At 68.6% G+C, this 21,697-nt stretch carries 25 protein-coding genes; 9 read left to right on the forward strand and 16 right to left on the reverse strand.

The features are described 5' to 3' along the window. Positions 1–51: 51 nt before the first annotated feature. Positions 52–999 (forward strand): GlxA family transcriptional regulator, encoded by a 948-nt coding sequence (locus tag ACZ6SF_RS28255; protein ID WP_466066066.1) that lies wholly within the window; start codon positions 52–54, stop codon positions 997–999. On the opposite strand, the gene ACZ6SF_RS28260 is transcribed toward ACZ6SF_RS28255, so the two are convergent. Next, on the reverse strand, positions 1,000–2,202 hold the full coding sequence (locus tag ACZ6SF_RS28260) for a cytochrome P450 (RefSeq protein ID WP_466066068.1): 1,203 nt from the start codon (positions 2,200–2,202) through the stop codon (positions 1,000–1,002). Between the two features lie 110 nt (positions 2,203–2,312). Beyond that, positions 2,313–2,909, reverse strand: a complete 597-nt coding sequence (locus tag ACZ6SF_RS28265) for a TetR/AcrR family transcriptional regulator (RefSeq protein ID WP_466066070.1) — start codon at positions 2,907–2,909, stop codon at positions 2,313–2,315. Positions 2,910–3,042: 133 nt separating this feature from the next. On the opposite strand from ACZ6SF_RS28265, the gene ACZ6SF_RS28270 reads away from it, so the two are divergent. Then, positions 3,043–3,441: a VOC family protein gene (locus tag ACZ6SF_RS28270; protein ID WP_466066072.1), complete on the forward strand. Its 399-nt coding sequence runs from the start codon at positions 3,043–3,045 to the stop codon at positions 3,439–3,441. A 52-nt stretch (positions 3,442–3,493) separates the two neighbouring features. Continuing rightward, entirely contained in the window at positions 3,494–4,147 is a 654-nt protein-coding gene (locus tag ACZ6SF_RS28275; protein ID WP_466066074.1) for an AIM24 family protein, read from the forward strand. A 6-nt stretch (positions 4,148–4,153) separates the two neighbouring features. Here the strand turns inward: ACZ6SF_RS28275 and ACZ6SF_RS28280 are convergent, their stop codons facing one another. The 3 genes from ACZ6SF_RS28280 to ACZ6SF_RS28290 all read right to left on the reverse strand — a co-directional run bounded on the left by ACZ6SF_RS28280 (position 4,154) and on the right by ACZ6SF_RS28290 (position 6,111). Further along, positions 4,154–4,729: an NADAR family protein gene (locus ACZ6SF_RS28280; protein WP_466066075.1), complete on the reverse strand. Its 576-nt coding sequence runs from the start codon at positions 4,727–4,729 to the stop codon at positions 4,154–4,156. A 134-nt stretch (positions 4,730–4,863) separates the two neighbouring features. Further along, the gene (locus ACZ6SF_RS28285; protein ID WP_466066077.1) at positions 4,864–5,085 is read right to left on the reverse strand and encodes a hypothetical protein; all 222 of its coding nucleotides are present in this window, start codon (positions 5,083–5,085) and stop codon (positions 4,864–4,866) included. 396 nt (positions 5,086–5,481) lie between these two features. Beyond that, positions 5,482–6,111 (reverse strand): Rv3235 family protein, encoded by a 630-nt coding sequence (locus ACZ6SF_RS28290; RefSeq protein ID WP_466066079.1) that lies wholly within the window; start codon positions 6,109–6,111, stop codon positions 5,482–5,484. Between the two features lie 184 nt (positions 6,112–6,295). On the opposite strand from ACZ6SF_RS28290, the gene ACZ6SF_RS28295 reads away from it, so the two are divergent. The 3 genes from ACZ6SF_RS28295 to ACZ6SF_RS28305 all read left to right on the forward strand — a co-directional run bounded on the left by ACZ6SF_RS28295 (position 6,296) and on the right by ACZ6SF_RS28305 (position 8,646). Continuing rightward, positions 6,296–7,000, forward strand: coding sequence for a metal-dependent hydrolase (locus ACZ6SF_RS28295; protein ID WP_466066080.1), 705 nt, complete (start codon positions 6,296–6,298; stop codon positions 6,998–7,000). Positions 7,001–7,056: 56 nt separating this feature from the next. Then, positions 7,057–7,770 carry a VIT1/CCC1 transporter family protein gene (locus ACZ6SF_RS28300; protein ID WP_466066082.1) on the forward strand — a complete coding sequence of 238 codons (714 nt, stop codon included), beginning with the start codon at positions 7,057–7,059 and terminating at the stop codon, positions 7,768–7,770. A gap of 81 nt (positions 7,771–7,851) precedes the next feature. Continuing rightward, a complete protein-coding gene (locus ACZ6SF_RS28305; protein WP_466066084.1) occupies positions 7,852–8,646 on the forward strand; it encodes a hypothetical protein in 795 nt (264 codons plus the stop codon). 10 nt (positions 8,647–8,656) lie between these two features. Here ACZ6SF_RS28305 and ACZ6SF_RS28310 read toward each other — a convergent pair whose 3' ends face one another. From ACZ6SF_RS28310 to ACZ6SF_RS28350, 9 genes are all read right to left on the reverse strand, one after another. Then, positions 8,657–9,613, reverse strand: coding sequence for an MlaD family protein (locus ACZ6SF_RS28310; RefSeq protein WP_466066086.1), 957 nt, complete (start codon positions 9,611–9,613; stop codon positions 8,657–8,659). Further along, entirely contained in the window at positions 9,610–10,677 is a 1,068-nt protein-coding gene (locus ACZ6SF_RS28315; protein WP_466066088.1) for an MlaD family protein, read from the reverse strand. The genes ACZ6SF_RS28310 and ACZ6SF_RS28315 overlap by 4 nt, the downstream gene beginning before the upstream one ends. Beyond that, the gene (locus ACZ6SF_RS28320) at positions 10,674–11,774 is read right to left on the reverse strand and encodes an MlaD family protein (RefSeq protein WP_466066090.1); all 1,101 of its coding nucleotides are present in this window, start codon (positions 11,772–11,774) and stop codon (positions 10,674–10,676) included. Before ACZ6SF_RS28320 ends, ACZ6SF_RS28315 begins: the two co-directional genes overlap by 4 nt. Next, on the reverse strand, positions 11,774–12,844 hold the full coding sequence (locus ACZ6SF_RS28325) for an MCE family protein (protein WP_466066091.1): 1,071 nt from the start codon (positions 12,842–12,844) through the stop codon (positions 11,774–11,776). The genes ACZ6SF_RS28320 and ACZ6SF_RS28325 overlap by 1 nt, the downstream gene beginning before the upstream one ends. Beyond that, the gene (locus ACZ6SF_RS28330; RefSeq protein ID WP_466066093.1) at positions 12,832–13,836 is read right to left on the reverse strand and encodes an MlaD family protein; all 1,005 of its coding nucleotides are present in this window, start codon (positions 13,834–13,836) and stop codon (positions 12,832–12,834) included. The genes ACZ6SF_RS28325 and ACZ6SF_RS28330 overlap by 13 nt, the downstream gene beginning before the upstream one ends. Continuing rightward, positions 13,833–14,837 (reverse strand): MlaD family protein, encoded by a 1,005-nt coding sequence (locus tag ACZ6SF_RS28335; protein WP_466066095.1) that lies wholly within the window; start codon positions 14,835–14,837, stop codon positions 13,833–13,835. Before ACZ6SF_RS28335 ends, ACZ6SF_RS28330 begins: the two co-directional genes overlap by 4 nt. Before the next feature lie 6 nt (positions 14,838–14,843). Further along, positions 14,844–15,710 carry an MlaE family ABC transporter permease gene (locus ACZ6SF_RS28340; RefSeq protein WP_466066096.1) on the reverse strand — a complete coding sequence of 289 codons (867 nt, stop codon included), beginning with the start codon at positions 15,708–15,710 and terminating at the stop codon, positions 14,844–14,846. Beyond that, positions 15,710–16,609, reverse strand: a complete 900-nt coding sequence (locus ACZ6SF_RS28345; protein ID WP_466066097.1) for an MlaE family ABC transporter permease — start codon at positions 16,607–16,609, stop codon at positions 15,710–15,712. Before ACZ6SF_RS28345 ends, ACZ6SF_RS28340 begins: the two co-directional genes overlap by 1 nt. Before the next feature lie 274 nt (positions 16,610–16,883). Then, positions 16,884–17,279: a nitroreductase/quinone reductase family protein gene (locus ACZ6SF_RS28350; RefSeq protein ID WP_466066099.1), complete on the reverse strand. Its 396-nt coding sequence runs from the start codon at positions 17,277–17,279 to the stop codon at positions 16,884–16,886. Between the two features lie 94 nt (positions 17,280–17,373). On the opposite strand from ACZ6SF_RS28350, the gene ACZ6SF_RS28355 reads away from it, so the two are divergent. From ACZ6SF_RS28355 to ACZ6SF_RS28365, 3 genes are all read left to right on the forward strand, one after another. After that, entirely contained in the window at positions 17,374–18,039 is a 666-nt protein-coding gene (locus ACZ6SF_RS28355; protein WP_466066100.1) for a phosphate signaling complex PhoU family protein, read from the forward strand. Positions 18,040–18,543: 504 nt separating this feature from the next. Beyond that, positions 18,544–19,329 (forward strand): HNH endonuclease family protein, encoded by a 786-nt coding sequence (locus ACZ6SF_RS28360; RefSeq protein ID WP_466066102.1) that lies wholly within the window; start codon positions 18,544–18,546, stop codon positions 19,327–19,329. A 35-nt stretch (positions 19,330–19,364) separates the two neighbouring features. Beyond that, entirely contained in the window at positions 19,365–19,589 is a 225-nt protein-coding gene (locus ACZ6SF_RS28365) for a hypothetical protein (protein ID WP_466066104.1), read from the forward strand. A 26-nt stretch (positions 19,590–19,615) separates the two neighbouring features. Here ACZ6SF_RS28365 and ACZ6SF_RS28370 read toward each other — a convergent pair whose 3' ends face one another. Then, positions 19,616–20,803, reverse strand: coding sequence for an FAD-dependent monooxygenase (locus ACZ6SF_RS28370; RefSeq protein ID WP_466066106.1), 1,188 nt, complete (start codon positions 20,801–20,803; stop codon positions 19,616–19,618). 184 nt (positions 20,804–20,987) lie between these two features. Beyond that, the gene (locus ACZ6SF_RS28375; RefSeq protein ID WP_466066108.1) at positions 20,988–21,647 is read right to left on the reverse strand and encodes a PadR family transcriptional regulator; all 660 of its coding nucleotides are present in this window, start codon (positions 21,645–21,647) and stop codon (positions 20,988–20,990) included. Between the last annotated feature and the right edge of the window lie 50 nt (positions 21,648–21,697).

The raw sequence follows: 21,697 nt of genomic DNA on the forward strand, positions 1-21,697 counted from the left end.
CGGATGATCCCGGACAGAGCCGGGCCGGACAGGATGGGGTACTTTCCTGCCATGCATCGTGTGGTGGCCCTGGCACGGCCGGTGCAGTCGACCTTCGAGCTCGGATGCGCGGTGGAGGTCTTCGGCACCGAGCGGGCCGGAATCCCGCGGTATTACGAGTTCGAGGTGTGCGCGGAGACCCCCGGCCCGGTGGCGACCTCGGCCGGATACGCCCTGTCCGTCTCCCGCGACCTCACGGCGCTCGAATCCGCCGATACCGTGATCATCCCCGGCTGGGCCCCGGTCGAGGCGCCGCTGCCCGGCCGCGTGCGCGACGCACTGCTGCGGGCCCACGACCGGGGCGCCCGGCTGATCACCATCTGCTCCGGAGTGTTCGCGCTGGCCCGCACCGGCCTGCTGGACGGTCGCACCGCCACCACGCATCGGTCGCGTGCCGCACAATTACAGCGGGAGTTCCCCGAAGTGCGTGTCACACCGGAGCTGCCCTATGTGGACCACGGTGACGTCGCCACCAGCGCGGGAGCGGGCGCGGGTCTCGAACTGTGCCTGTACCTGGCAGGTCGCGACCACGGTCGCGCACACGCCGAACTCCTCCGGCGGCATATGGCCCTGCCGCCCCACCACGACGGCGCCGGTCCGGCCGCCGGGCCCGCGGACCCCCTGAGCGACCTGCTCACCTGGGTGTCCGCGCGCCTGGCCGAACCGCTCTCGGTCGACGACCTGGCCGCCCACCTCGGGGTCTCACCGCGCACACTGTCCCGGCGTTTCGCCGACCGGTTCGGCACCGGCCCGGGCACGTGGCTGCTGCGGCGCCGGGTGGACGAGGCACGGACCCTGCTGGAGGAGACCGATCTGCCGGTGGAGGCGATCGCCGCACGGGTCGGGCTCGCGTCGGCGGTGAACCTGCGCCGCCGGTTCCGGGCCCGGGTCGGTACCACGCCGGGCGCCTATCGCCGGGCCTTCCGGGCCGGGACGGCCCGACCGGCCCGGACCCGATGATCACCAGGCCACGAGCAGTTCCTCCGGCCCCCGCACCAGCAGACCTTTCTTCCACGGGATCTCCGCCACCGGCACCGCCAACCGCAGCGCCGGGAACCGCTGCATCAGCGCTTCCAGCGCCACCTGGAGCTCCACCCGGGCCAGCTGCGCGCCCAGGCAATGATGGGCGCCGTAGCCGAACGCCACGTGCGGGTTGCGCTGCCGGGTGAGGTCGAGCAGCTCCGGATCCTCGAAAACGGATTCGTCGCGATTGGCGGCCTGGGTATTCACGAACACCGCCTCACCCGCGCGCACCGTCACTCCGCTGAGCACGGCGTCCTCGGTGGCCACCCGCGGCTGGCCGCCGCCGGACCCGAGCTGCACGTACCGCAGCAGTTCCTCCACCGCGCCGGGGACGAGTCCGGGATCCGCGCGCAGCATGTCCCAGTACTCGCGCTGGGTGAGCAGCATGTAGGTGAAGTTGGCGATCTGGTTGGCGGTGGTCTCGTGGCCCGCGATCAGGATGCCCACACCCAGATTCACCAGTTCGCGTTCGCTGAGCCGGTCGTCCTCGTCGCGGGCGGTGACCAGGGCGCCCAGCAGATCGTCGGTCGGCCGCTGCCGGCGTTCGGCGACGAGTTCGGCGAGGTAGCCCTCCAGCGAATCGCGGGCGTCCTCGATCTGCTCACGGGTGTAGGCGGTGGTGGACAGGATCGCGTCGGAGAAATCCCGGAAACGGTGCTGGTCGCGCGGGGGCACGCCGAGCATTTCGCAGATCACCGTCACCGGGACCGGGAGGGCGAAGTTCTGGACGAGATCGGCGGGGGCACCGGCGGATTCGAGGGTGTCGAGCGCGCTGTCGACGATCTCCCGGGTCCGCGGCCGCAGTTCCTGTACGCGGCGGGCGGTGAACGCCTTCGCGACCAGTTTGCGCAGGCGGCTGTGTTCGGGCGGGTCCAGGCTCAGCAACGAATCGGCACGGGCGGGCGCGGGGGTGGCCCGCGGGACGTCCTCCCGGTCGACGGTCACCGCGCGGCTGAACCGCGGGTCGGCGAGTACCAGCTTCACATCGTCGTAGCGGGTGACCAGCCACCCCTCGCCGCCGTAGGGCAGCTCGACCCGGGATACCGGCTCTTCGCGGCGCAGTCTCGCGAAAAGCGGATCCATATCGAGACGGACCGGTTCACCGAAGGGGAATCGGCGAACCTCGGTCTTCACGGTCATTCGGGTCTCCCTTCCCGGGGCGCCCGGCGCCGGGCGCGAGCCTATGTAAGCGGTAGCTTACTTAGGCAGGGTAAGGGGTTTCCCGATGTGGGGTCAACGATTTCGCGGAGTCAGGCCGGCGGGAATTCCGCGTCGTTGCGCTCCAGCAGCACACCCGCCGCCCGCAGCACATGACCGGCAATCTCGGCCGGATCCGAGCTGTTCAGCGGCTCCCGGTGCAGTACCGAACGGACCAACCCGATCCCCAGCAACCAGGCCAGCAGGAGGTCGGCACGCAACTCCCCGTCGTCGCTATCGGTGAGCGAGGACAGCGCGCGGAGATACTCCTCCCCCAATTCGCGCCGGATCACCGACGCTCCCTCCTCGTGCCCGCTGGACCGCAGCGCCGCCTGCAACCAGCTCCCGGGCGATACTCCCCCGCCGGGTTCGAGTACCCGCTCCAGCAACCGGGACAGCAGTGCGTCCACCGGCCCCGCGTCGAGCACCGACCGCCCCCGATCGGTCATCGTCGCCCGGAACAGTTCGTCCTTGTTCCCGAAATACCGGAACAGCAGAGCCTGGTTCACCCCCGCCCGGGTGGCGATATCGCGGACCGTGGCCCGCTCGTAGCCGCGTTCGGCGAACAGTTCCTGCGCCGCCGACAGGATCGCCGCCCTGGTCGCCACGGCATCCCGCCGCCGGCCCTGCGGCTCGTTGCCGACGGTCATACACCCTCCGCTCCTGGTCGGAACAGCAGCGTAGAACATGGCCGATCAGGGCAAAGCGGGCACTTCGCGGGAAGCGAGCCGGAGAAACCGTCCTGGACGGGCCGCCGGAGAAGTCCGTACGCTCGGAATCATCATGTCCGACCTTCTCGGGATCAACCATCTGACCCTGGCCACGCCCGACCTCGACCAGCTGGTCTCGTACTACACCGGGCTCCTGGGCGCCCGTCTGGCCTTCGAACGCGCCGCCACCGGTACCGCTCCGCGCCTCGCGGTCGTCGACGTCGGCGGCGCCGACCATCTGATGCTCGTGGAATCCGCCGCCGCCGCGCCCAGCGGCCCCGACCCGCTCGGCCGCGCCGGCTGGGGGTTGCGCCTGGCGACCTACGAGCAGCTCTGCGAGGTCCGCGAACGGATCCTGGGCGCCGGGTTCCCGGCCGGGCTCATCGAAACCCTGCCCACCCAGTGGACGATGACCGCCGAAGATCCCGACGGCCGCCCGGTCGACATCCGGGCCCACCGCCCCCGCACCTGAACGCGGCCCCTGTTCCTCCGCGGAACCGCCCGCCGTCCTGCAGGATCGATATATGCAGAGCGAACTCTTCTCCGCCGAGAACATGGCCCAGCCCGCCACCGCCCCCGGCCTCACCCGGCAGAGCGCGAAATCGCTCAAATACGCCGTGAACGGCAACTGCCTGGCCCGGCAGGGATCCATGGTCGCGTTCCGCGGCAACCTGCAATTCGAGAAACAGGGCCAGGGCGTCGGCAAGTTCCTGCAGCGGGCGTTCACCGGCGAGGGTGTGCCGCTCATGTCGGTGCGCGGACAGGGCGAAGCCTGGTTCGCCCACTTCGACCGCAACTGTTTCATCGTCGACCTCGTACAAGGCGACGCGCTGACCCTCAACGGCCGCAACGTCCTGGTGTTCGACGCGAGCCTGCAGTACGACATCCGCCTCGTCCAGGGTGTCGGTATGGCCGGTGGCGGCCTGTTCAACTGTGTGTTCACCGGGCAGGGCCGGCTCGGCCTGGTCTGCGCCGGTGTACCCATCATCATTCCGGTGCAGCCGCAGGCGCCGGTCTTCGTCGATACCGACGCGGTGGTCGGATGGAGCGCCAACCTGCAGACCTCCCTGAACCGCTCACAATCGTTCGGGTCGATGGTGCGGGGCGGGTCCGGTGAGATGTTCCAGCTCCGGCTGGACGGTGAAGGTTTCGTCATCGTCCAGCCCAGCGAGGCCTGAGCCGGGTCAGCGGGTGGTGCCGGTCCCGGTTTCGCCGCGTAACCGGGACCGGGCCTCCATGAGCGCGAACCCCAAGAGGTTCAGCCCCTCCCACCGACTCGGATCCTCGACCCGCTCATCATCGGCCGTCATCCCGACACCCCAGATCCGGTCGACCGGGCTCGCCTCCACCAGTACCCGGTCGCCGGTGTTCAGGAGGAACTTCCGGAGTTCCTCGTGCTGCCCGAATTTCGCCACGTTCGCGGTGACGACGATCTCGAACCGGTGCGCCGCCCAGCGCTCTTCGTCGAACCCTTCGACGCGACGCCCCAGCGCCTTGGCCGCACCCGGATTACCGGCCGCCACAATCTCTTCCGCGATATCCCCGGCACCGAAGAGCGTCGCCTTCGCCCACATCATGTAGTGCTCGGCGGTCCGGAAGGTGAGGCCGTCCAGCACGAACTCGGCGGGCCACCACTGGCTCAGGCATTCCGCACCGACGCTGCCGTCCCCACGCGCCCGATGCCCCCAGAATGCCAAGAATTTCACCCGGTCGACCTCGGCCAGAGCCGTGATCAGCTCGGCAACACTACGCGCACGCATCCGAATATCTTGCGACACCCGAACACGCCGACGCAGTCGAATAATCTCCCGCGTATTTTCGGATCACCCACGCCGGACCCGCGCGGCCGGAACAGTGAGCGGGCTCGCGCGGCCCGCCCACTGCCGCGGTATTCCTAGTGGGGCTGGACGGTTACCCGCCAGCCGTTGCCGTCTGGTACGCACACGTAGTCGGGGACCGCCATATCGCCCTGAGAAATGCGCTCCTGGTAGGCGATCTTCGCGGCGGCCTGGCAGTCTTTGAGGCTCATGGGTTCGGCCTGCGCTGCCGGTGCGATAGCGACCAGGGTTCCCGTGGCGAGCGCGCCCAGCAGCACTGCGGTCGCGGTTTTGCTCATCGCCGGTTTCTTCCCTCGGTGGCGATCGTTGCGGAGAAGGCTCATGACGTGTTCCCTATCTGCATTCTGCGCTGTCGAGGTGGCAGCGCAATTTCGGGTGTTGGGAGTATCGGCTCCGTAACACCTGGTCTCGTATCTGGGGAGTTGTCGGGCAATCGGTTCGGCGGCAGCTTGCATTGCCCCCTTGCCGCCGTCCCGGCGCCCCCTCGGGATCCGGGCTCTGACAGATCCGGATTCCGTTTCGTACATGCCTTTTGACGGCGAGGGCCGGCCATCGGTTCCCTGATCGAGGCAATTCTTTTTGCACCCCGGGGTGCGCGAGTCGTGCCGGCGTGGACCCTGCGGCCCGGCGGTTGGGTGTTCGGCCAGTGCTGGGCCGGTCTTGCGCCGGAGCCGTCACATGAGGCGCAGTGCCGTCATCGTCCAGCCCTTCCGGCGATCGTGGTCGATCCGGCCGGCGATGGCGAGCCGGCGCGGACCGCGCCGGTACATCGCCACCAGTTCGGCCGCATCCTCACCGATGGGGACAAGACGCACGCTGGTGAGCGCGGCCGCTCCCAGAGCCCGGCTCGGGACGTGGTCGCCCGCGACAAGCCTTCCTATCGCATGCACGAGTGCAGGTGCGCACAGCGTGGCGAGTTGGGCGACCGGCCGACGCCGGTCCAGCACCTCCAGAAGGATTCGCAGAGTCTTCGTGGTGAACTCCCGGGCACCGGGCGGAGCCGAGCGTCGCTCGGCGGCATGCGCGGCCCGGTGGGCCCGCTGGATACCGGCCGGGGCACTGTGGTTGGCGCGCGGGACTCCACGATCCGCCCGGTCGCATGTGGACGCGCTCTCCGATCGCCCGGCGGCCCGCGTACTCGCCTGTGCCCCGGACTCGGGTCGCGGCGTCACACCGGCAGCCATCCGCGAACCGGTCGACGGCTCGAATCCTGGCACCCGGAACAAACTCGGTTGGAAATCGGTCATTTCGCCCCCTGACGTCCGGATCTCCCCCACGGTGATCCGACGGCGACAGCATTGCATCGATCACCGACTCGGTACAGCGATCGCACAGGTCGATTCACCGAAACCGCCACGGGCACGGCGTGTCCCACGCGACGGCGGCCCCGGCGCGTCGCGCGGGGACTCGCGGCGGACGAATCTGTCGGCATCGATTGCTAATTTGGGTCGTTACGTCCCTCGACACCGCGAGACCGGAGAGTTCCTTTTGCTCGGCCATTCCCATGCCACCAGCGGCGCGCTGGCATTCGTCACCGCCGCGACCGTCGTCCCCGTCGAGGTCATGGAGGCCGTGCGCGGACCCGTGGACATCAGCGCGCTCGAACTGGTTCTCGGCGCGCTGATCACCGCCGGCGCGGCGCTGGTCCCGGATATCGACCATCCGGGCGGAACCATCGGCCAATCGCTGGGACCGTTCAGTCATGTGGCGGCCAAGGGGGTGGCGACGGTATCGGGCGGGCACCGCAAGGGCACGCACGGTCTGCTGTTCGTACTGCTCGCCGGATGGGCGACCTGGGCGGGGGTGACCTACCTCGGCCGGTATTTCACCCTGGCGACCATCTTCATCATGCTGGCCTTCGGTATCCGGGCCCTGCACCTGACCCCGAAGGGCGATTCCTTCCGCGCCTGGGGCACCTGTGTCCTGCTGGCCGGTGCGGGCACGGTCCTCATGGATCGCTGGCTTCCCGACGCCCCGTACTGGTTGCCGTTCGCGCTCGGCCTGGGCGCGCTCATCCATATCGCCGGTGACTGCCTGACCGATCGCGGCTGCCCGCTGCTGTGGCCGCTGAAGCCGCGACTGGCGCTGCCGATCATCTCCCGGACCGGCAACAAGGTGGAGACCTGGGTGCTCACGCCGCTGATGGGTCTGGCGACGGTGGGCCTGCTGTACGTGTACACGGTGCCGAATTGATATCCGCGCGGGAGTCAGCGTGTCCTCACCTGCGAATATTGACATAGCCTGCAGCTATGGCCGAGCGGATCGACAGCAGTTATGTGCCGCAGCGCGGGCTCGCGTCCAAGCTCAACTGGTTGCGGGCCGGGGTGCTGGGCGCCAATGACGGCATCGTCTCGACGGCGGGCCTGGTGGTGGGTGTGGCCGCCGCCTCGTCGGATACCGATGCGATCCTCACCGCGGGAATCGCCGGGATCAGCGCGGGCGCCATCTCGATGGCGGTGGGTGAATACGTCTCGGTGAGTACGCAGCGCGATACCGAGAAGGCGCTGCTGGCGCAGGAGCGCCGCGAACTCGAGGACGATCCGCGCGACGAACTGAACGAACTCATCGCGATCTACCACGCGAAGGGCCTGACCGCGAAGACCGCGCGGCAGGTGGCCGAGGAACTGACGGCCTACGACGCGTTCGCCGCGCATGCCGAAGCCGAACTGGGTATCGACCCGGACGAGCTGACCAACCCCTGGCATGCCGCGTTCTCCTCGGCGGTCTCGTTCACCCTCGGTGCGCTGCTGCCGTTACTGGCCATTCTGCTGCCGCCCACGTCGGCGCGGATCCCGGTGACGATGGTGGCGGTACTGCTGGCGCTGGCGCTGACCGGGTCGATCAGCGCGCGGGTCGGCGGCAGCAGCCGGGCGCGCGCGGTGGCACGGGTGGTGATCGGTGGCGCGCTGGCGATGGCGGTGACCTATGTGATCGGCCAGGCGGCCGATGTGGCGGGAATCTGAAATGTCACGAATTCTGTTGTCACGGCGGTATTTATCGGAAGTGAACCAGCGCCGAGTCGGATACTTTGCTGTACTTGGCGGGTGAGTTCTCTTTTCGCCGTATTGCCCGCGGCCGCCATCGACTCGGCCGAGCAGGCGTACGAGCGTTTCCTGGCCCTGGACAGCGCGCCCGAACCGACCCCGCCGCTGCCCGCGGTCGGGGTGGTGTGCACGCTGATCCATCGTTCCGGTACCGGTCTGCGGGTGTACCGCCGGCCCGACGCGCGCGGGGCGCTGCTGGAGGCGACCGTCGACGACCGGTTCGACTGCCTGCGCGCGCTGCTGGCCCTCACCGCGGACCGCGATCTGGCCATCCTGGATGTGGCCACCCGCCGCCTCTACAACCCGCGCGGCGCGGCCCGGATACGAGTGACCATGGGGAACATCACGCTGCCCTACCTCACCGAGACCATGCTCGACGAGATCCTGGAATCCCTGCCCGACCCGCGTGATCCGGCCATCGAGGTCACGCGGGCGCCGATGTGCCATATCCGGTCCCGGCGATTACCGGAAGAGATCTATGAACTCGAACATCGCAACCTCGACGAGTTCTACCGGCTCTACACCGACGATACGACGCTGGTACGCAAAACCCTGTGGGCCTGGGCGACCGGCGACCCGTGGTGGCACGAGGCCATCGCCTGGCAGCGCACCGAGGCCCCGGCCCCGAGACGCCGGGCCGCGCCGGAGGACGATATCGACGCCCTGCTCGCGGAGATGCGCCAGATGGCCGACGAGACGCCGCCGGAACTGGGTGCGCTCGATCTGATCTCGGCACTCGGCGATGTCGACGCGCGCGCCCAGGCCATCCTCGACCGCGCCGACACCGACGAGTAGTCCGGGCGCGCTACTTCACCCCGACCCGGAGCCGCACCGAATCCTCGTCGGTGCTCTGCAGTGCCTGTCCGAGCAGGCTGCCGATATCGAGCTGTGGTGCGGCGGTGTCCAGCGCCTGGGTCAGCGGGGCCAGCCCGGGCTGTAATCCGGCCAGTTCGGGACCGATCTCGTCGAGTACCGCGCGCAGTTTCCGCAGCAGCGGCACCAGGCCGCCGTCCTGGTAGTAGACCTCCGGCGACCCCTCGGCGCCGGTGAACCGCCCCACCGATTCGATGAAATCGTCGAGTACTTCGGCGAACCGGGTGAACTCGGTGGCCGCCGCGGAGGTCGCCGGGCCGGACCAGTCGCTGTCGGCGGCCGCGGTCTCGAAATTGTCCAGCAGTTCGGCGATCCGGGGTTCGCGGGACATGATGGTGGCGGCGAGCAGATCGGCCGCGCGGGTGAGTTCGGGCAGTACCGCGTCGGTGCCGTGCAGGGCGTCGCTCAGGGTCCGCACCAGCGAGCCCATGGTCTCGGGGTCGAGCTGGTTCATGGTCTTCGTGACCATGCGCGCGGCCTCCGGGATGGACAGCGGGCTGCGGATGTCCTCGGATTCGAGCCGCTGGCCGTCCACCAGATAGGGCCCGGCGCCGGTTTTCGGTACGAACTGCACATAGGGTTCGCCCAGCGCGGACAGGTGTTCGATGGTGACGACGCTGTCGGTGGGCAGGTGATGCTTCTCGTCCACCCGGAATCCGACCTCCACTCCCCCGGCACCGCGGTCCACCGAGGTCACCCGGCCCACCTCGATACCGGTGAGCAGTACCGGCGAACCGACCCCGAGCCCGCCCGAGTCGTCGAGGACCAGGGAGGCGTTCAGGTAGTCGGGGAACGGATCCGCGCGCACCACACCGAAGGTCAGATAGCCCGCGCCGAGGACCGTGATGGCGGCGATTCCGCCGAGGGAGGCCAGTGGGCCGGGTTTCATCGCACGGCTCCGATCATGCGCAGGGTTTCGATGATCCGGTTCACCTGGTCGTCGGCGGGCATACCGTCCCCGGTTCGGACCGCGCTCACGTTCACCTTCGGGCCGTTCTCGACGAACGGGATGATCTTGTCGCGGATCAGTTCGACCAGCAGGTTCAGGTTGGACGGCTGCCGCAGATCCAGCGGACCGCCGGTGAGCAGCGGGATGAAGGCCGCGGCGGCCGCCCCGCCGGACTGCGCGAGCGGCGCCAGCCAGGCCAGCGACTGTCCGACCGGGCCGAGCCCGCCGAAGATCTCGGTGACACCCGCGATGGATTCGGTGGCGGCATTCATCTGCTCGACCGATTCCAGGCGCAGGATATTGTCCAGCTCGTCCTGGATTCCGTGCATGACCTCGGCATTCGAGGCGACACCGTAGAGCAGCAGATCCACCTGATCCAGATGATTCGCCAGATCGACGGCATCGGTGGACAGCACCTGCGCGATCCGCCGGGTCTCCGCCGGTTCCTGCGGCAGTACGGAATTGAACCGGTTCACGATGTCCTGCAGATGGCCCACCGACCCGCTGTTGACGAAGAACGCGATGGCGGCCATGGTGTCCTCGAGCTGCACCGGCGGGCGGGTGCGGTCGAGAGTGATGGTGCCGCCCGGTTCCAGTAGCGTGCCGTAGCCGTCGGGCGGGGTGGTCAGCGCGACATGGATATCGCCGAGCACCGTGTTCTGACGCAGTTCGGCGACGGTGGAGACCGGGAGCTCCACCGAATCGTCGACCTCGATATCGACGACCACATACCCGGGCCCCGCCGCGTCGCCGGGGACGACCTCGACGTTCTCCACATTGCCGACCTGGGCGCCGTTGGCGATCACCTTCGCGCGGGCGGGCAGGTTCAGCGCATTGGCGAACTGGATCCGCAACGGATAACTGCCACCGGTCACCGAGGCGCCGGGGACGGGGATATCCGAGGGGTCGTACGCGCAACCGGAAACCCCCAGTGCCGCGGCCAGACCGGCGGCGGCCAGCGCGCGGCGCGCGCGGATGAGGTCCAGGGTGATCCGTGCCGTCATCGCGCACCCGCCAATCGCAGTACCAACTGCACCAGGTGCAGATCCACCATGCCGTTCGCGGCTCCGGCGCACTGTCCGGGAGCGAGCGCGTTCACCGCCGCGCACACCTGTTCGGCGTTGTCCTGCGGTATCGCGACCCGCGGCGGCGCGTAGGTGAGACCGGGCGCGCCGGTACCGGGGTCGGTGACGGCGCGGAACGCGGACGCCAGCACGGGAGTGGTCGCCACGATCTCGCTCAGCGAACCCACATTCGCGCGCAGCAGTTTCACCAGCGGCACCAGGTTGTCCAGGGCGGACATGAGCGGGTCGGCCAGAATGACGGTGAGGTCGTTGAGCATGGGCAGCACTTCGCGCAACCCGTCGAACAGCGCGATACCGGGGGTGAGCAGTTCGCTGTGCGCCTGATTCAGGGTCGGGCCCAGCCGGGTCAGCATCAGCTTCAGGTCACCCCAGTGCTCGGCGACCTTGTTCGACACCGACGCGTAGGCGTCGAAAATCCCGGCCAGGTGGGCGATATCGGCGTCCGGGGATTCCAGGACCCGGCCGAGCTTGTTGATCAGGTCGTTGATCTGCGGACCGGTTCCGGCCGAGGCCGAATCCAGCGCGTCCAGACCGCCGGCCAGCGCGTTCGGCTGCGTCTCGGTTCCGCCGATCTGATCGGACAGCTCGGCCAGCGCGGTGATCGTCTGGGTGAGGCTCTTCGGTGTGAGGGTTTTGGTGACGCATTGCCCCGGATCCCACTGTTCGGTGGTCTTTCCACTGGACAGCACCGCCAGTTCGCGATCGGCGACGACGGTATCGGACACGGTGGTCGCACCGGCGTCGGTATAGAGCGGATGGTCGGCGTCGACCTCGAAATCGACGCGCACCTTGGCACCCTCGGGGGCGATACCGGTGACGGTACCGACGGTGATCCCTCGCATGGATACCTGATTGCCCTGGTAGAGGCCGATACTGTCGGGCATGATCGCGCAATAGGCGCGGGTGGCCTTCATCGGCTGGAAGACGATCACGTACAGCGCGCTCGCCAGCAGCACCAGCACGAGCGCGCCCGCCACCGACATCAGCGCCGGTGATCCGAGAACCCGTTTCGGCATCAGCACACCTTTCCGGGTAGCGGGACGCAGACGGCGGCGCCGGGGTCGAGTCCCGGCGCGGTGACCGCGGCCCCCGGATCGCCGACCCGCACTCCGCCGTCCGGGCCGACGTATTCGCGCAGTTTCGCGCCCAGGCTCTGCGCCGAGGCGATCATCGGCTCGAGCTGGTCGCCGTAGGACTGCAATCGCGGCAGAGCATCGGCCAGCTGCTGCACCTTCGGTTTCAGGGTCTGATCCCAGGCGGGCGCCAGCGCGGTCACCCGCTGCACCACCGAACTCAGCAGCGACAGCGCCTGGCGCAGTTCGGCGCGTTTGTCCAGCAGGACCGTTTCCATCAGATTGACGTTGTCCATCAGCCGGCCGAGATCGGTTTTCGCGCCGTCGTACATGGTCACGTATTCGTCGGCGGTCGCGATGGCGTTCGACACCTGGGTGCGCTGGCGTTCGATGGCATCGAGATAGCTGCCGACGGTGTCGAGCACACTGCGCAGCGATTCCGGCGCCGCGTCGATGGAGGTGTCCAGGGCGGCGAGATTGCGGCGCAGGGTGTCGCCGTCGGTTTCGCGCAGCGGCGCGGTGGCGTCGGAGAAGGTGTCCATCAGGCTGTAGGGCAACCGCACCCGGTCGGCGGGAATCGAGTCTTCGCCCAGCGGTTTTCCGCCCGCCGGGAACAGCGCCACATAGTGGCCGCCCACCAGGGTCAGCATGCGGATATCGAGCGAGCTCTGGTCGCCGACGAAGACATCGCTGTCGACGGTGAACCGCATGACGACCGCGTCCGGGCGCAGTTCGAGGGATTTCACCTCACCGACCGGCACCCCGGCGAGACGGACGTCGTCCCCGGGTTTCACCGATTGCGCCTCGGACAGTTCGGCGGTGTAGGTGGCCTTGCCCAGCGGCACCACGTACAGCGCGCCCGCGCCGACCGCGAGCAGCGCGACGAAGCACAATCCGATGACCCCGAGCCGCAACTGGCGACGCAGCGCGGTGGGTTCGTCGGTGATGGGCCGGTCGCGGTCGATCCACCGGGAGACCGTGGACCGCACTCCGGTGAAGGTCAGCCGTTGCATATCGCCACCTGCTGTCCGCCGATCAGGATCGCCACCGGGGCCGGCACCTCGGCCGTACCGCGGCTGCATCCGGGCGTGAACCCCGCGGGTGTGCGCGGGAAGGCGGTATCCACCGACGCCAGTAGTCCGGGGAGCCGGCCGAAGACGTCCACGGCCTGCCGCGGGTCCGGGAACAGGTTCCTGATCATGGCGTCGATATCGGGGCCCATCTCGGGGCTCAGGCCCACCGCGGCCAGCAGCCGGTCCACCGGTTCGAGTACCGACGGCGCGCTCATCGCGAAATCGGCGAGCCCGCCGACATTGCGCTGCAGCGCCTCGAAGATATCGGTGAGCCGGGCCAGCAGCGGCACCAGATGGTAGAGACGTCCGCCCACTCGGTCGGCGAGGTCGGACATATTCCGGACGACGGTGCCGATCACCTGCTGCCGGTCGCCGGCGTATTCGCTGAGCTTCCCGATCGCGTCCAGCGCGGGACCGATACCCGCGCCGTCGCCCTCGATCACCGCGAGCATGCTCTCGGTGAACTGGTTGATCGCCTCCGGCGACAGCGTCGCCAGCACCGGTTGCAGACCGTTGAACAGGCTGGTCACGTCGAAGGACGGGATGGTCTGTTCCGGGGGCACGGTCGCGCCGTCGTCCAGCCGGGCGCCGGGGTTCGGCTGCTGCTGCAGATCGACATAGCGCTGACCGGTGAGGTTCTGGTAGCGGATGGCCAGCACGCTGTTGTCGTAGAGCGGGGTGCCCGTGGTGGTGGTGAGCCGGACCTTCGCCTTGTCGCCCTCCAGCGTGACGGCCTCGACCTTGCCCACCTGCACCCCGAACATCCGCACATCGTCACCGGACTTCAGGCCGTTGGCGTCGGTGAACAGCGCGTGATGGGTTTCGGTGTCACCGTCTACGGGACGCTCGATAGCGCCGATCACCAGGGCGAGCACCAAGGCCATCACCGCCGCGAACAGCCCCAGCCGCCAGGCGGCGCGCCGGGCGGTCACCGCGGACCTCCCGCGGCGGGCCCGAGTTCGGCCTCCAGATCCAGCACCGGGCCCTGCGGCCCGTCGCGGAACGCCAGGCCGAGCCGGGTGAGCAGGGTCCGCAGATCAGCGGCGGACTGCTGCGGGTCCGGGACCGCCAGCGCCAGCAGGTTCAGGGTGGGCGCGAGCATATCGGTGTAGCCGGACAGCTGCCCGGCGCTGTTCGCCGCCCCCGCGAGCCCCGGCAGGATATCGCCGGTCAGGGCCTTCACCCCGGCGTCGTAATCGGCGCGGTCGGCGCGCAGCACATCGATATCGACGATCTGGTCGAGCACCTCGATGGTCGCCCCCGCGAATTGCCCGCCGCCCTGGAAGGCCGGTCCCAACCGGCCCACCAGCTCGTTCGCCGGCATCGACTGATGATCGGCGATAACCCGGCCGGCGGTGATCAGGGCCTCGGCCAGCGGGGTGAACGCCTTGACGTCGGCGGCGGCCTGGGAGATCACCCGGGCCATATCGGCGGTGAACACGGTGCCGCTGGTCTGCGAGAGGCTGCGCAGCAGGGCGCCCATGGTGGCGTCGTAGACCTCGGCGGCGCGGGGCCCGGTCAGATCGACCACCGCACCGGACCGCAACGGCGCACCACCGGCACCGGGACGCAGTTCGATCTCGCTGATCCCGAACAGATTCGCCGGGGCGTAATCCACCCGCATGCTGTCGTCGATCCCGGACAACCGCGTGTCGTCGAGGGACAGCGAGATCTCCTGGGTCCCGCGACCGGCGGGCACGATCCCGGTGACCGAACCGACCTGCACACCGTCCACCCGCACCAGCGTCCCGGCGACCACGCCGTCGCCGATCTGCTCGGTGCGCAGGGCGATCCGCAGTCCCTTGTCGGAGGTGATCTCCCTGTACCCGTATCCGGCGAGCGTCACCACCGCCAGTACCGCCAGCACCAGCGACCCGACCCGGCGCGCGCTGCGCCGGTCGGCGGCGACCCCCGGCATTCCGTACTTCGGCATCTGTCCCTATCCCGTGAAGCTGATCGCCGCGTTGAATCCCCACAGCACGATCGTCAGGACCATGTCGATGGCGATGATGGCCACGAAACTGGCGCGGACCGCGCGCCCCGAGGCGATACCCACCCCTTCGGGACCGCCGGTGGCGAAGAACCCGTAATAGCTGTGCACGCAGATCACCACGGTGCCGAACACCGCGACCTTCACCGTGGCCGCGATGATGTCGAATCCGGAGATGAACTGGAAGAAGTAGTGGTCGTAGACCCCGGCCGACTGGCCGTGCACCAGGGTGATCAATCCCCGGCAGGCGAAATACGCGCCGATCAGCGCGATCAGGAAGGTCGGCACGATGGCGATCGCGCCGGCGATCACCCGGGTGGTCACCACGAACGGCACCGACCGCAGGCCCAGTGCCTCGATGGCGTCGATCTCCTCGGAGATCCGCATCGAACCGATTTCGGCCGTGATCCGGCAACCGGCCTGCGCGGCGAACCCGACCGCGGCCGCGATCGGCGCCAGTTCCCGGGTGGTCGCGAACGCGGACACGATTCCGGTGACCGGGCCCATACCGAGCATGTCCAGCGTCGCGAAGGACTCCACCCCGATCGAGGCGCCGATCACCAGCCCGAGCACGATCATCATCGGGACCGTTCCGCCGCCCACGATCACCGAGCCGCGGCCCCAGGTCATATCGGTGATGATCCGCAGCGTCTCGGCCCGGTACCGCCGCAGTGCCAGCGGTATCGAGGAGAGCACCTGCCAGCAGAACACCGTCACGAAGCCGACCGAATCGACCGCGCCCAGGATCCGGCTGCCGCGGCGGAAGTACCGCGCGAGGAAACCCAGCCCCTTCGGGGCATACGAGGTCGCGGCCATCACGCCAGCCTGGTGGGCAGGAACATGGCGGTCACCTGCGTCATCGCCAGATTGACGACCACGATGCACACCACCGACAGCACCACCGCCGCGTTGACCGCGTCGGCCACCCCGCGGGGCCCGCCCTTGGCCTCGAGTCCGCGCTGGCAGGCGATGATCACCACCAGGAACCCGAAGATCACCGCCTTGAGCAGGGACACCCAGACATCGGCGGCGGTGGTGAACGAACCGAAGGTCGCCCAGTACGAACCGGGGGTCACGCCCTGCCCGCCGATGGCCACCAGATATCCGGCCACGACGCCGACGAAGATCACCAGGATATTGAGCAGCGGGGCCACCAGCAGCATCGCGACCATGCGCGGGATCACCAGCCGGTGCACCGGGCTGATTCCCATGGTGTTGAGGGCGTCGATCTCCTCCCGGATGGTGCGCGCGCCGAGATCGGCCGCGATGGCCGCCGCTCCGGCGCCGCCGAGCAGGAATCCCGTCGCCATGGGGGCGCCCTGTTTGATCACACCGAGACCGCCGGTCGCGCCGAGCAGGGAATCCGCGCCGAGGTTGTGGATCAGATTGCCGACCTGGACGGAGACGATCACCCCGAACGGGATCGCCATCAGAATGGCCGGGAACGCGGTCACGGTGACCAGCCGCCACGCCTGGACCAACATCTCCTGCCACTGGAATCGGCCGCGGGCCAGGTCCGAGACCGCCCCGCCGACCGATTCCTGGGCCATCCCGACCGCGCGGCCGAATGTCCGCACCGAGGATACGACGGTGCCCGAGAAGTTCGCGGCGACGATTTCGCGGGCGGTCCCGGAGCCCCCGGCGGCCCTTTTCGGGGCGTCCGGTTCGGGTCGCGGATCCGGATCGATCGACGCGAGAGGTCTCTCGGAGCTCATGGCCGAGATCCCGGGACCGCGGTCGCGGCGCGGAATGTAGCGAATTTCATGCGTGTGATCTCTCCGGTCCGGCATCGATGCCAACGGAGAGCAAGCTAATCGTTACGAAAGGTCACGGACAAATTATGCGGCCTGTGACAGTGGGCACGGGAAATGGCATTCGCGCATCAATTCCCGCCATTTGTGCGGGCGCTCACAGCGCGACGAACAATTGATTAGAACAAGTTCTACCAAATAAATGCCTGCGGGTCACACAGAAATTCGCGGGACGCGATCAGGCGTCGAGATCCACCCGAATTGTCAGCAGATCCGTGCCCACCGCACGCACGACCGCACTGTTGCCGCGCGGTAGCGACGCGAGGCGCCGGACCGGATCGTCCTCGGGAACGAGATACGCGGTGCCGGTATGCCATTCGCCGTGCAGGCGCACCCGGACCCGATTGTCGGCCTCGATATTGCGCACATAGTTCGAGCGATGACCGAACTCGGAGACGAACCAGAACTCGTTCCCCGTCCGGCGGCCGCCGATGGGCACCACCCGCGGCTCGCCGCTGACCCGGCCGGTCGTCTCGAGAAGCTGCTGAAATGGCAGCCGGCGGTTCACCGGATTGCCGATATGGCGCTGCAGGGCGGTGACGATCCGATGCTTCATACGCCGTGAATCGGTCATGTGGTGACGGTAACACCGGCGGCGGCCGGTCGCCCGCCGCGAAGAATCGTCGGATCATTCGACCGATACCCGCGCGATAGGCGACAATTCCTCCGTGCGAACTCAGTTCACCAACGAGCTCGTCGCGTTGACAGCGGATCTCACACAGATGTGCCACATCACCCATGAAGCGGCCGAACGTGTGACCGACGCTCTCGTGGGGGCCGACCTCACCGCGACCTACGAGGTCTTCGCTCACGACGAGCGGCTGCAGGCGATGTACGGCGCCTGCGAGGCGCGCACCGTCGTGCTGCTCGCGCTACAGGCGCCGGTCGCCCGCGACCTACGCCATGTCGTGACCGCCATCCAGATCGCCGGTGAACTCTCCCGCATCGGCTGGCTGCTCAGCCGGATCGCCGATCAGGTGTACCAATCCCATCCCGAACCGCTCGCCCCGGCGCCGATCCTGGCATTGCTCGCGCAGATGGCCGAACTGACCGCCGAATCCACCGCCCGCGCCCAGGGCGCCGTCACCACTGCCCGCCACGCCCGCGACGACGCCGCGGCGGCCGCCGATATGCAGGAATTGAACCGGAAACTGCATTCCGCGCTGTCGGCGGGCGAGCACGCCACCGAGGGCGCGATGACCCTCGCGCTGATCGGCGACAAGCTCTCGCGCACCCTCGACCACACCGATCGGATCGAGCGGCTGATCGAATTCCTGGACACCGGCGTACCCCCCACCGCGCAGCCGATTCCCGAGGAAGAACCCGCCGACTGACTCCGCCGCCGGCCCACACCCACCCCGGCTCGCTCCCAATCATGGGAATTCCCTATGCTTTTCACCAATGCGTCGGCGGGCGTACCCCGCTCACGGGTGTCGCCGGGGCCCGCTGCACATCGATATCTTCATAGACACGGCCGGATCTCCACCGGCCCGATACGTCACGACGAGCGCATCCGGCGTGGAAGCGTCCACGGGTCTCCCCCTCATCAAGTCCCGCGGCGCGTCGCGGAACCGGTCCGGACAACCGGCCCGCCACCCCGCGCCGGGCACCCAACGCCCTCGTTCGTGGCAGGCCCACCCCCGAGTCGGCGCCGGCACGGCGGCTCGGGGGTGGCGCTCTCCCGTCGGATCGGGAGTACCCGCGCGCTTCCCCGGGTACTCCCGCCCAGGTATGCCGAATCTCACACCGCACAGTAGCTTTCGGTTAGCTGACGACCGGTAGCTTGACGCCGGTGCTCGGCACACGGCACATACCGGACCCCTCGGCAAGGAATTTCGTTGAACCCACCACTTTCCGCGCTGCCCGCGCCACTGCGTAAATTCGCCGCCGCCGCGGCACCGCTGCTCCTCGTCGCCGGGCTGGTCGGCGGCTGCTCCGTGGAAACCGGACCGCCCGGCACCGGCCCCGCCGCCGGCGCCGCGCAGTCCACCGGGGCCACCGCCACCGACGTGCGCGCGGCCCTCGACAAACTGCCCGTGAAAAAGGAAGTCGCGATGTCGGGCTACAGCCGGGAGAAGTTCCCGCACTGGGACGACAACGCGGCCGAACACGGGTTCGGTCCCGAATTCGCCCAGTACAGCAAGTGCACCACCCGGGAGGTCATGCTCCTGCGCGACGCCACCGGTGAGGTGACCCTGGACCCGAAGACCTGCGATCTGAAGATCGGCAAGGGCGGCGGCTGGCAGGACGCCTACGGCGTGATGGACAGTAAGACCGGGAAGCTGAAGCCCTACAAGTTCATCTCCGAATCCGCCGGAGTCGACGCCGAGCACATCGTCCCGCTCGCCGAGGCCTGGCGGTCGGGAGCCAAGGATCTCGATACCGACACCCGCCGCCGGATCGCCAACGACGCGGTGAATCTCATCGCTTCCGATCCCTCCGCCAACCGGTCCAAGGGCGACCAGGATCCCGCCGACTACCTCCCGCCGGGAAGTTTCCGGTGTGGCTATATCTGGCATTACCTCCAGGTGAAAGTAAAGTACGGCCTGAGCGTCGATCAGGACGAACAGACCGCACTGCGCACCGCGGTGGACGACTGCGTACAGCGAGGTGAGTTCAAATAGCCGAAGTCATCGAGTTACCCGATAAGGCCGCGGTCATGACCCGGGAGGCCGGGACGATCTCCGGGGAACTGGATATCACCCTCGATCCCGGTGGTCACGGACTCGTGCGCTACCGGGAGACCGAGGACTGGTACACGATCGGCAATCTCGACGACGAGGACCCCCGCACCTGGCAGACCTGCCGGGAACTGGCGGAGGCCATCACGAAGGGGATCGGCGCCCGCGACGCCGCGGGCAACACGATCCCCTTCGAATGTTGAGATAGCGGCGGGCACCCCGCGCGGGCTCAACTCCGCGCGGGGGCAGCCCAATCGATGCGGTAGCGCTGTTCGGTGCCCAGCATCTTCTCGGGGTTCATCGCGCGGGCCATGATCGGCATCATCACCTGCATGACCTTGCGGGCCACCGGGCCCGGCGTCTTGCTGTGGTTGATCTTCGCGGCGCGGGCCGCGACCCCTTCCACCCGTGCGCGGCGCAGCTTCTCGTAGGCGGCGAAGGCCGCGGCCGGTTCACCGATATCGCGCAGGCAGCGGGCCAGCTGCACGGCGCTCTCGATCGCCAGTGAGGCGCCCTGCCCGGAACTGTTCGACGGGGCGTGCACCGCGTCGCCGACCAGCACCATGCGGCCGCGATACCAGTGCGGCACCGGCGGCATGATGTGCAGTGCTCCGGTGACCTCCAACTGTTCCGGGGTGGTGGCCCGGGCGAACTGCCCGCCGGGAGCGTCCTGACCGTAGACCTCGCGGAGGGTGTCGAGCCAGGTCTGCGCGGGAACCTCGCGTGCCTCGGACAGCGAGAGATACCGCGCGCTGGGCAGATTCGCGCCCCAGCCGACCCGGCCGTCGCCGAGCGCCCAGTACAGGTAGTAGGCCTTCTTGCCGTAGGCGAAGACCATGGTCCGCGGCGGGATCTCGGCGTCACATTCGATGGTGGCGCCGAATCCGAGCATCCCGGTGTATTCGGGGCCGGGCGCCTGCGGGTCGATCAGCCCGCGCACGGTGGACCGGATGCCGTCCGCGCCGATCAGGACGTCGGCGGTGGCGGTGGTCCCGTCGGCGAACCGGGCCGTGACTCCGTCGGCGGTCTGCTCGGCCGAGACCAGGCGTTTGCCGAAGGCGACCGGGACGCCGGCGGCCACCGCCCGCTCGTAGAGCACCCGGTGCAACTCGGCGCGATCCACCAGTTGCAGTGGCGGCTGATCGGCCAGAACCGGCGCGGCGAGCAGTTTCCCGCCGACCGACAGGCTCATCCGGGGCACCGGTACCGCGATATCGCGGACCGCGTCGCCGGCGCCGATGACATCGAGCGCGGCCACCCCGTTCGGGGCCAGGGCGAGCCCGCTGCCGATCGTGTAGGCCGGGCCCGGATAGGACTCGTGGATTTCGGCGGCGATACCCGCCTTCCGCAGAGCGGTGGCCGCGACCGGCCCCGCGATTCCGCCGCCGACCACCAGCGCGGTTTCGATTCTGGACATGGGTGTACTCCTCGAGAGGTTCACAAAGGATCTGGTCGATCCGAACCGCCCCGTCGTCCACTCACCCGGTTATCCTGTGTTCTGCCGAACTCGCGGCCGGGTGTGCGTAGGCGGGCACGGTCCGAGACAGGTGACCCGAGCTCGATGGTGGTGTTGCCGCACCTCCATCGAGCCCGGTTGGCATTCAGTGGTCGCTGGTCTTGTCGGCCCCCTTCACGTAGTCGCGCGCACGGGCGGAATCCACTGCCGACCCGCCGTCGTGCCACGCCTGCCATTCCGCCAGGTCGGGAAAGGTGCCGTCGAGCAGTTCCGCGCGGAGTTCACGGGTCCAGCGGGCCTCGGCCTTCAGGACGGCCAGCCCGTACTCGGATTCGATCAGGAACAGCCGCGGCAACTGTCCGGCGAGATCGGCGAACTCGCGCTCGGTCCGCGCGATCCGCTCATCGAGGACGAGGAGCCGGCGCCCCAGCAGGTCGGCGACCTCCGCCGGCGGCAGGCAGGCCAGAATCGACAGCCCCGCGACGAAACGGCCCTGTTCGGGCTCCGGTTCGGCGATGAGTTCGCGGGTCCAGTCCACCAGTTCGGCGCGGCCGGCCGCGGTGATCCGGTAGATCACCCGTTCGGGTCGCGCGCCTTCGCGTTCACTACCGGTGACCTCCAGGAAACCGGCCTTGGCGAGATTCTGGACGACCGTGTACAGCGACCCCCACTTGATATCCATATCGCGGTCTTTGCCGTACTCACGCAACCGTGCCGCGATCTGGTACCGGTGCATGGCTTCGTCCTGCATCACCGCGAGCACCGCCAGCGCCAGCAGATTGCCGACCTTGCGTTTCTTCGCCATACACCCTCCTTACTCGTCTACGAATATACGCAGACGAGTAATCGGGAGCA

The organism is Nocardia sp. NPDC049935, assembly GCF_055586645.1.

What these genes read in the sequence shown, in the direction of transcription:
- ACZ6SF_RS28375 (WP_466066108.1), bottom strand. Translation starts at nt 21,647, where the DNA reads ATGGCGAAGAAACGCAAGGTCGGCAATCTGCTGGCGCTGGCGGTGCTC.
- ACZ6SF_RS28290 (WP_466066079.1), bottom strand. Translation starts at nt 6,111, where the DNA reads ATGCAATGCTGTCGCCGTCGGATCACCGTGGGGGAGATCCGGACGTCA.
- ACZ6SF_RS28315 (WP_466066088.1), bottom strand. Translation starts at nt 10,677, where the DNA reads ATGACGGCACGGATCACCCTGGACCTCATCCGCGCGCGCCGCGCGCTG.
- ACZ6SF_RS28265 (WP_466066070.1), bottom strand. Translation starts at nt 2,909, where the DNA reads ATGACCGTCGGCAACGAGCCGCAGGGCCGGCGGCGGGATGCCGTGGCG.
- ACZ6SF_RS28340 (WP_466066096.1), bottom strand. Translation starts at nt 15,710, where the DNA reads ATGGCCGCGACCTCGTATGCCCCGAAGGGGCTGGGTTTCCTCGCGCGG.
- ACZ6SF_RS28255 (WP_466066066.1), top strand. Translation starts at nt 52, where the DNA reads ATGCATCGTGTGGTGGCCCTGGCACGGCCGGTGCAGTCGACCTTCGAG.
- ACZ6SF_RS28285 (WP_466066077.1), bottom strand. Translation starts at nt 5,085, where the DNA reads ATGAGCAAAACCGCGACCGCAGTGCTGCTGGGCGCGCTCGCCACGGGA.
- ACZ6SF_RS28320 (WP_466066090.1), bottom strand. Translation starts at nt 11,774, where the DNA reads ATGCCGAAACGGGTTCTCGGATCACCGGCGCTGATGTCGGTGGCGGGC.
- ACZ6SF_RS28345 (WP_466066097.1), bottom strand. Translation starts at nt 16,609, where the DNA reads ATGAGCTCCGAGAGACCTCTCGCGTCGATCGATCCGGATCCGCGACCC.
- ACZ6SF_RS28365 (WP_466066104.1), top strand. Translation starts at nt 19,365, where the DNA reads ATGACCCGGGAGGCCGGGACGATCTCCGGGGAACTGGATATCACCCTC.
- ACZ6SF_RS28325 (WP_466066091.1), bottom strand. Translation starts at nt 12,844, where the DNA reads ATGCAACGGCTGACCTTCACCGGAGTGCGGTCCACGGTCTCCCGGTGG.
- ACZ6SF_RS28370 (WP_466066106.1), bottom strand. Translation starts at nt 20,803, where the DNA reads ATGTCCAGAATCGAAACCGCGCTGGTGGTCGGCGGCGGAATCGCGGGG.
- ACZ6SF_RS28310 (WP_466066086.1), bottom strand. Translation starts at nt 9,613, where the DNA reads ATGAAACCCGGCCCACTGGCCTCCCTCGGCGGAATCGCCGCCATCACG.
- ACZ6SF_RS28260 (WP_466066068.1), bottom strand. Translation starts at nt 2,202, where the DNA reads ATGACCGTGAAGACCGAGGTTCGCCGATTCCCCTTCGGTGAACCGGTC.
- ACZ6SF_RS28300 (WP_466066082.1), top strand. Translation starts at nt 7,057, where the DNA reads ATGGCCGAGCGGATCGACAGCAGTTATGTGCCGCAGCGCGGGCTCGCG.
- ACZ6SF_RS28350 (WP_466066099.1), bottom strand. Translation starts at nt 17,279, where the DNA reads ATGACCGATTCACGGCGTATGAAGCATCGGATCGTCACCGCCCTGCAG.
- ACZ6SF_RS28275 (WP_466066074.1), top strand. Translation starts at nt 3,494, where the DNA reads ATGCAGAGCGAACTCTTCTCCGCCGAGAACATGGCCCAGCCCGCCACC.
- ACZ6SF_RS28270 (WP_466066072.1), top strand. Translation starts at nt 3,043, where the DNA reads ATGTCCGACCTTCTCGGGATCAACCATCTGACCCTGGCCACGCCCGAC.
- ACZ6SF_RS28335 (WP_466066095.1), bottom strand. Translation starts at nt 14,837, where the DNA reads ATGCCGAAGTACGGAATGCCGGGGGTCGCCGCCGACCGGCGCAGCGCG.
- ACZ6SF_RS28280 (WP_466066075.1), bottom strand. Translation starts at nt 4,729, where the DNA reads ATGCGTGCGCGTAGTGTTGCCGAGCTGATCACGGCTCTGGCCGAGGTC.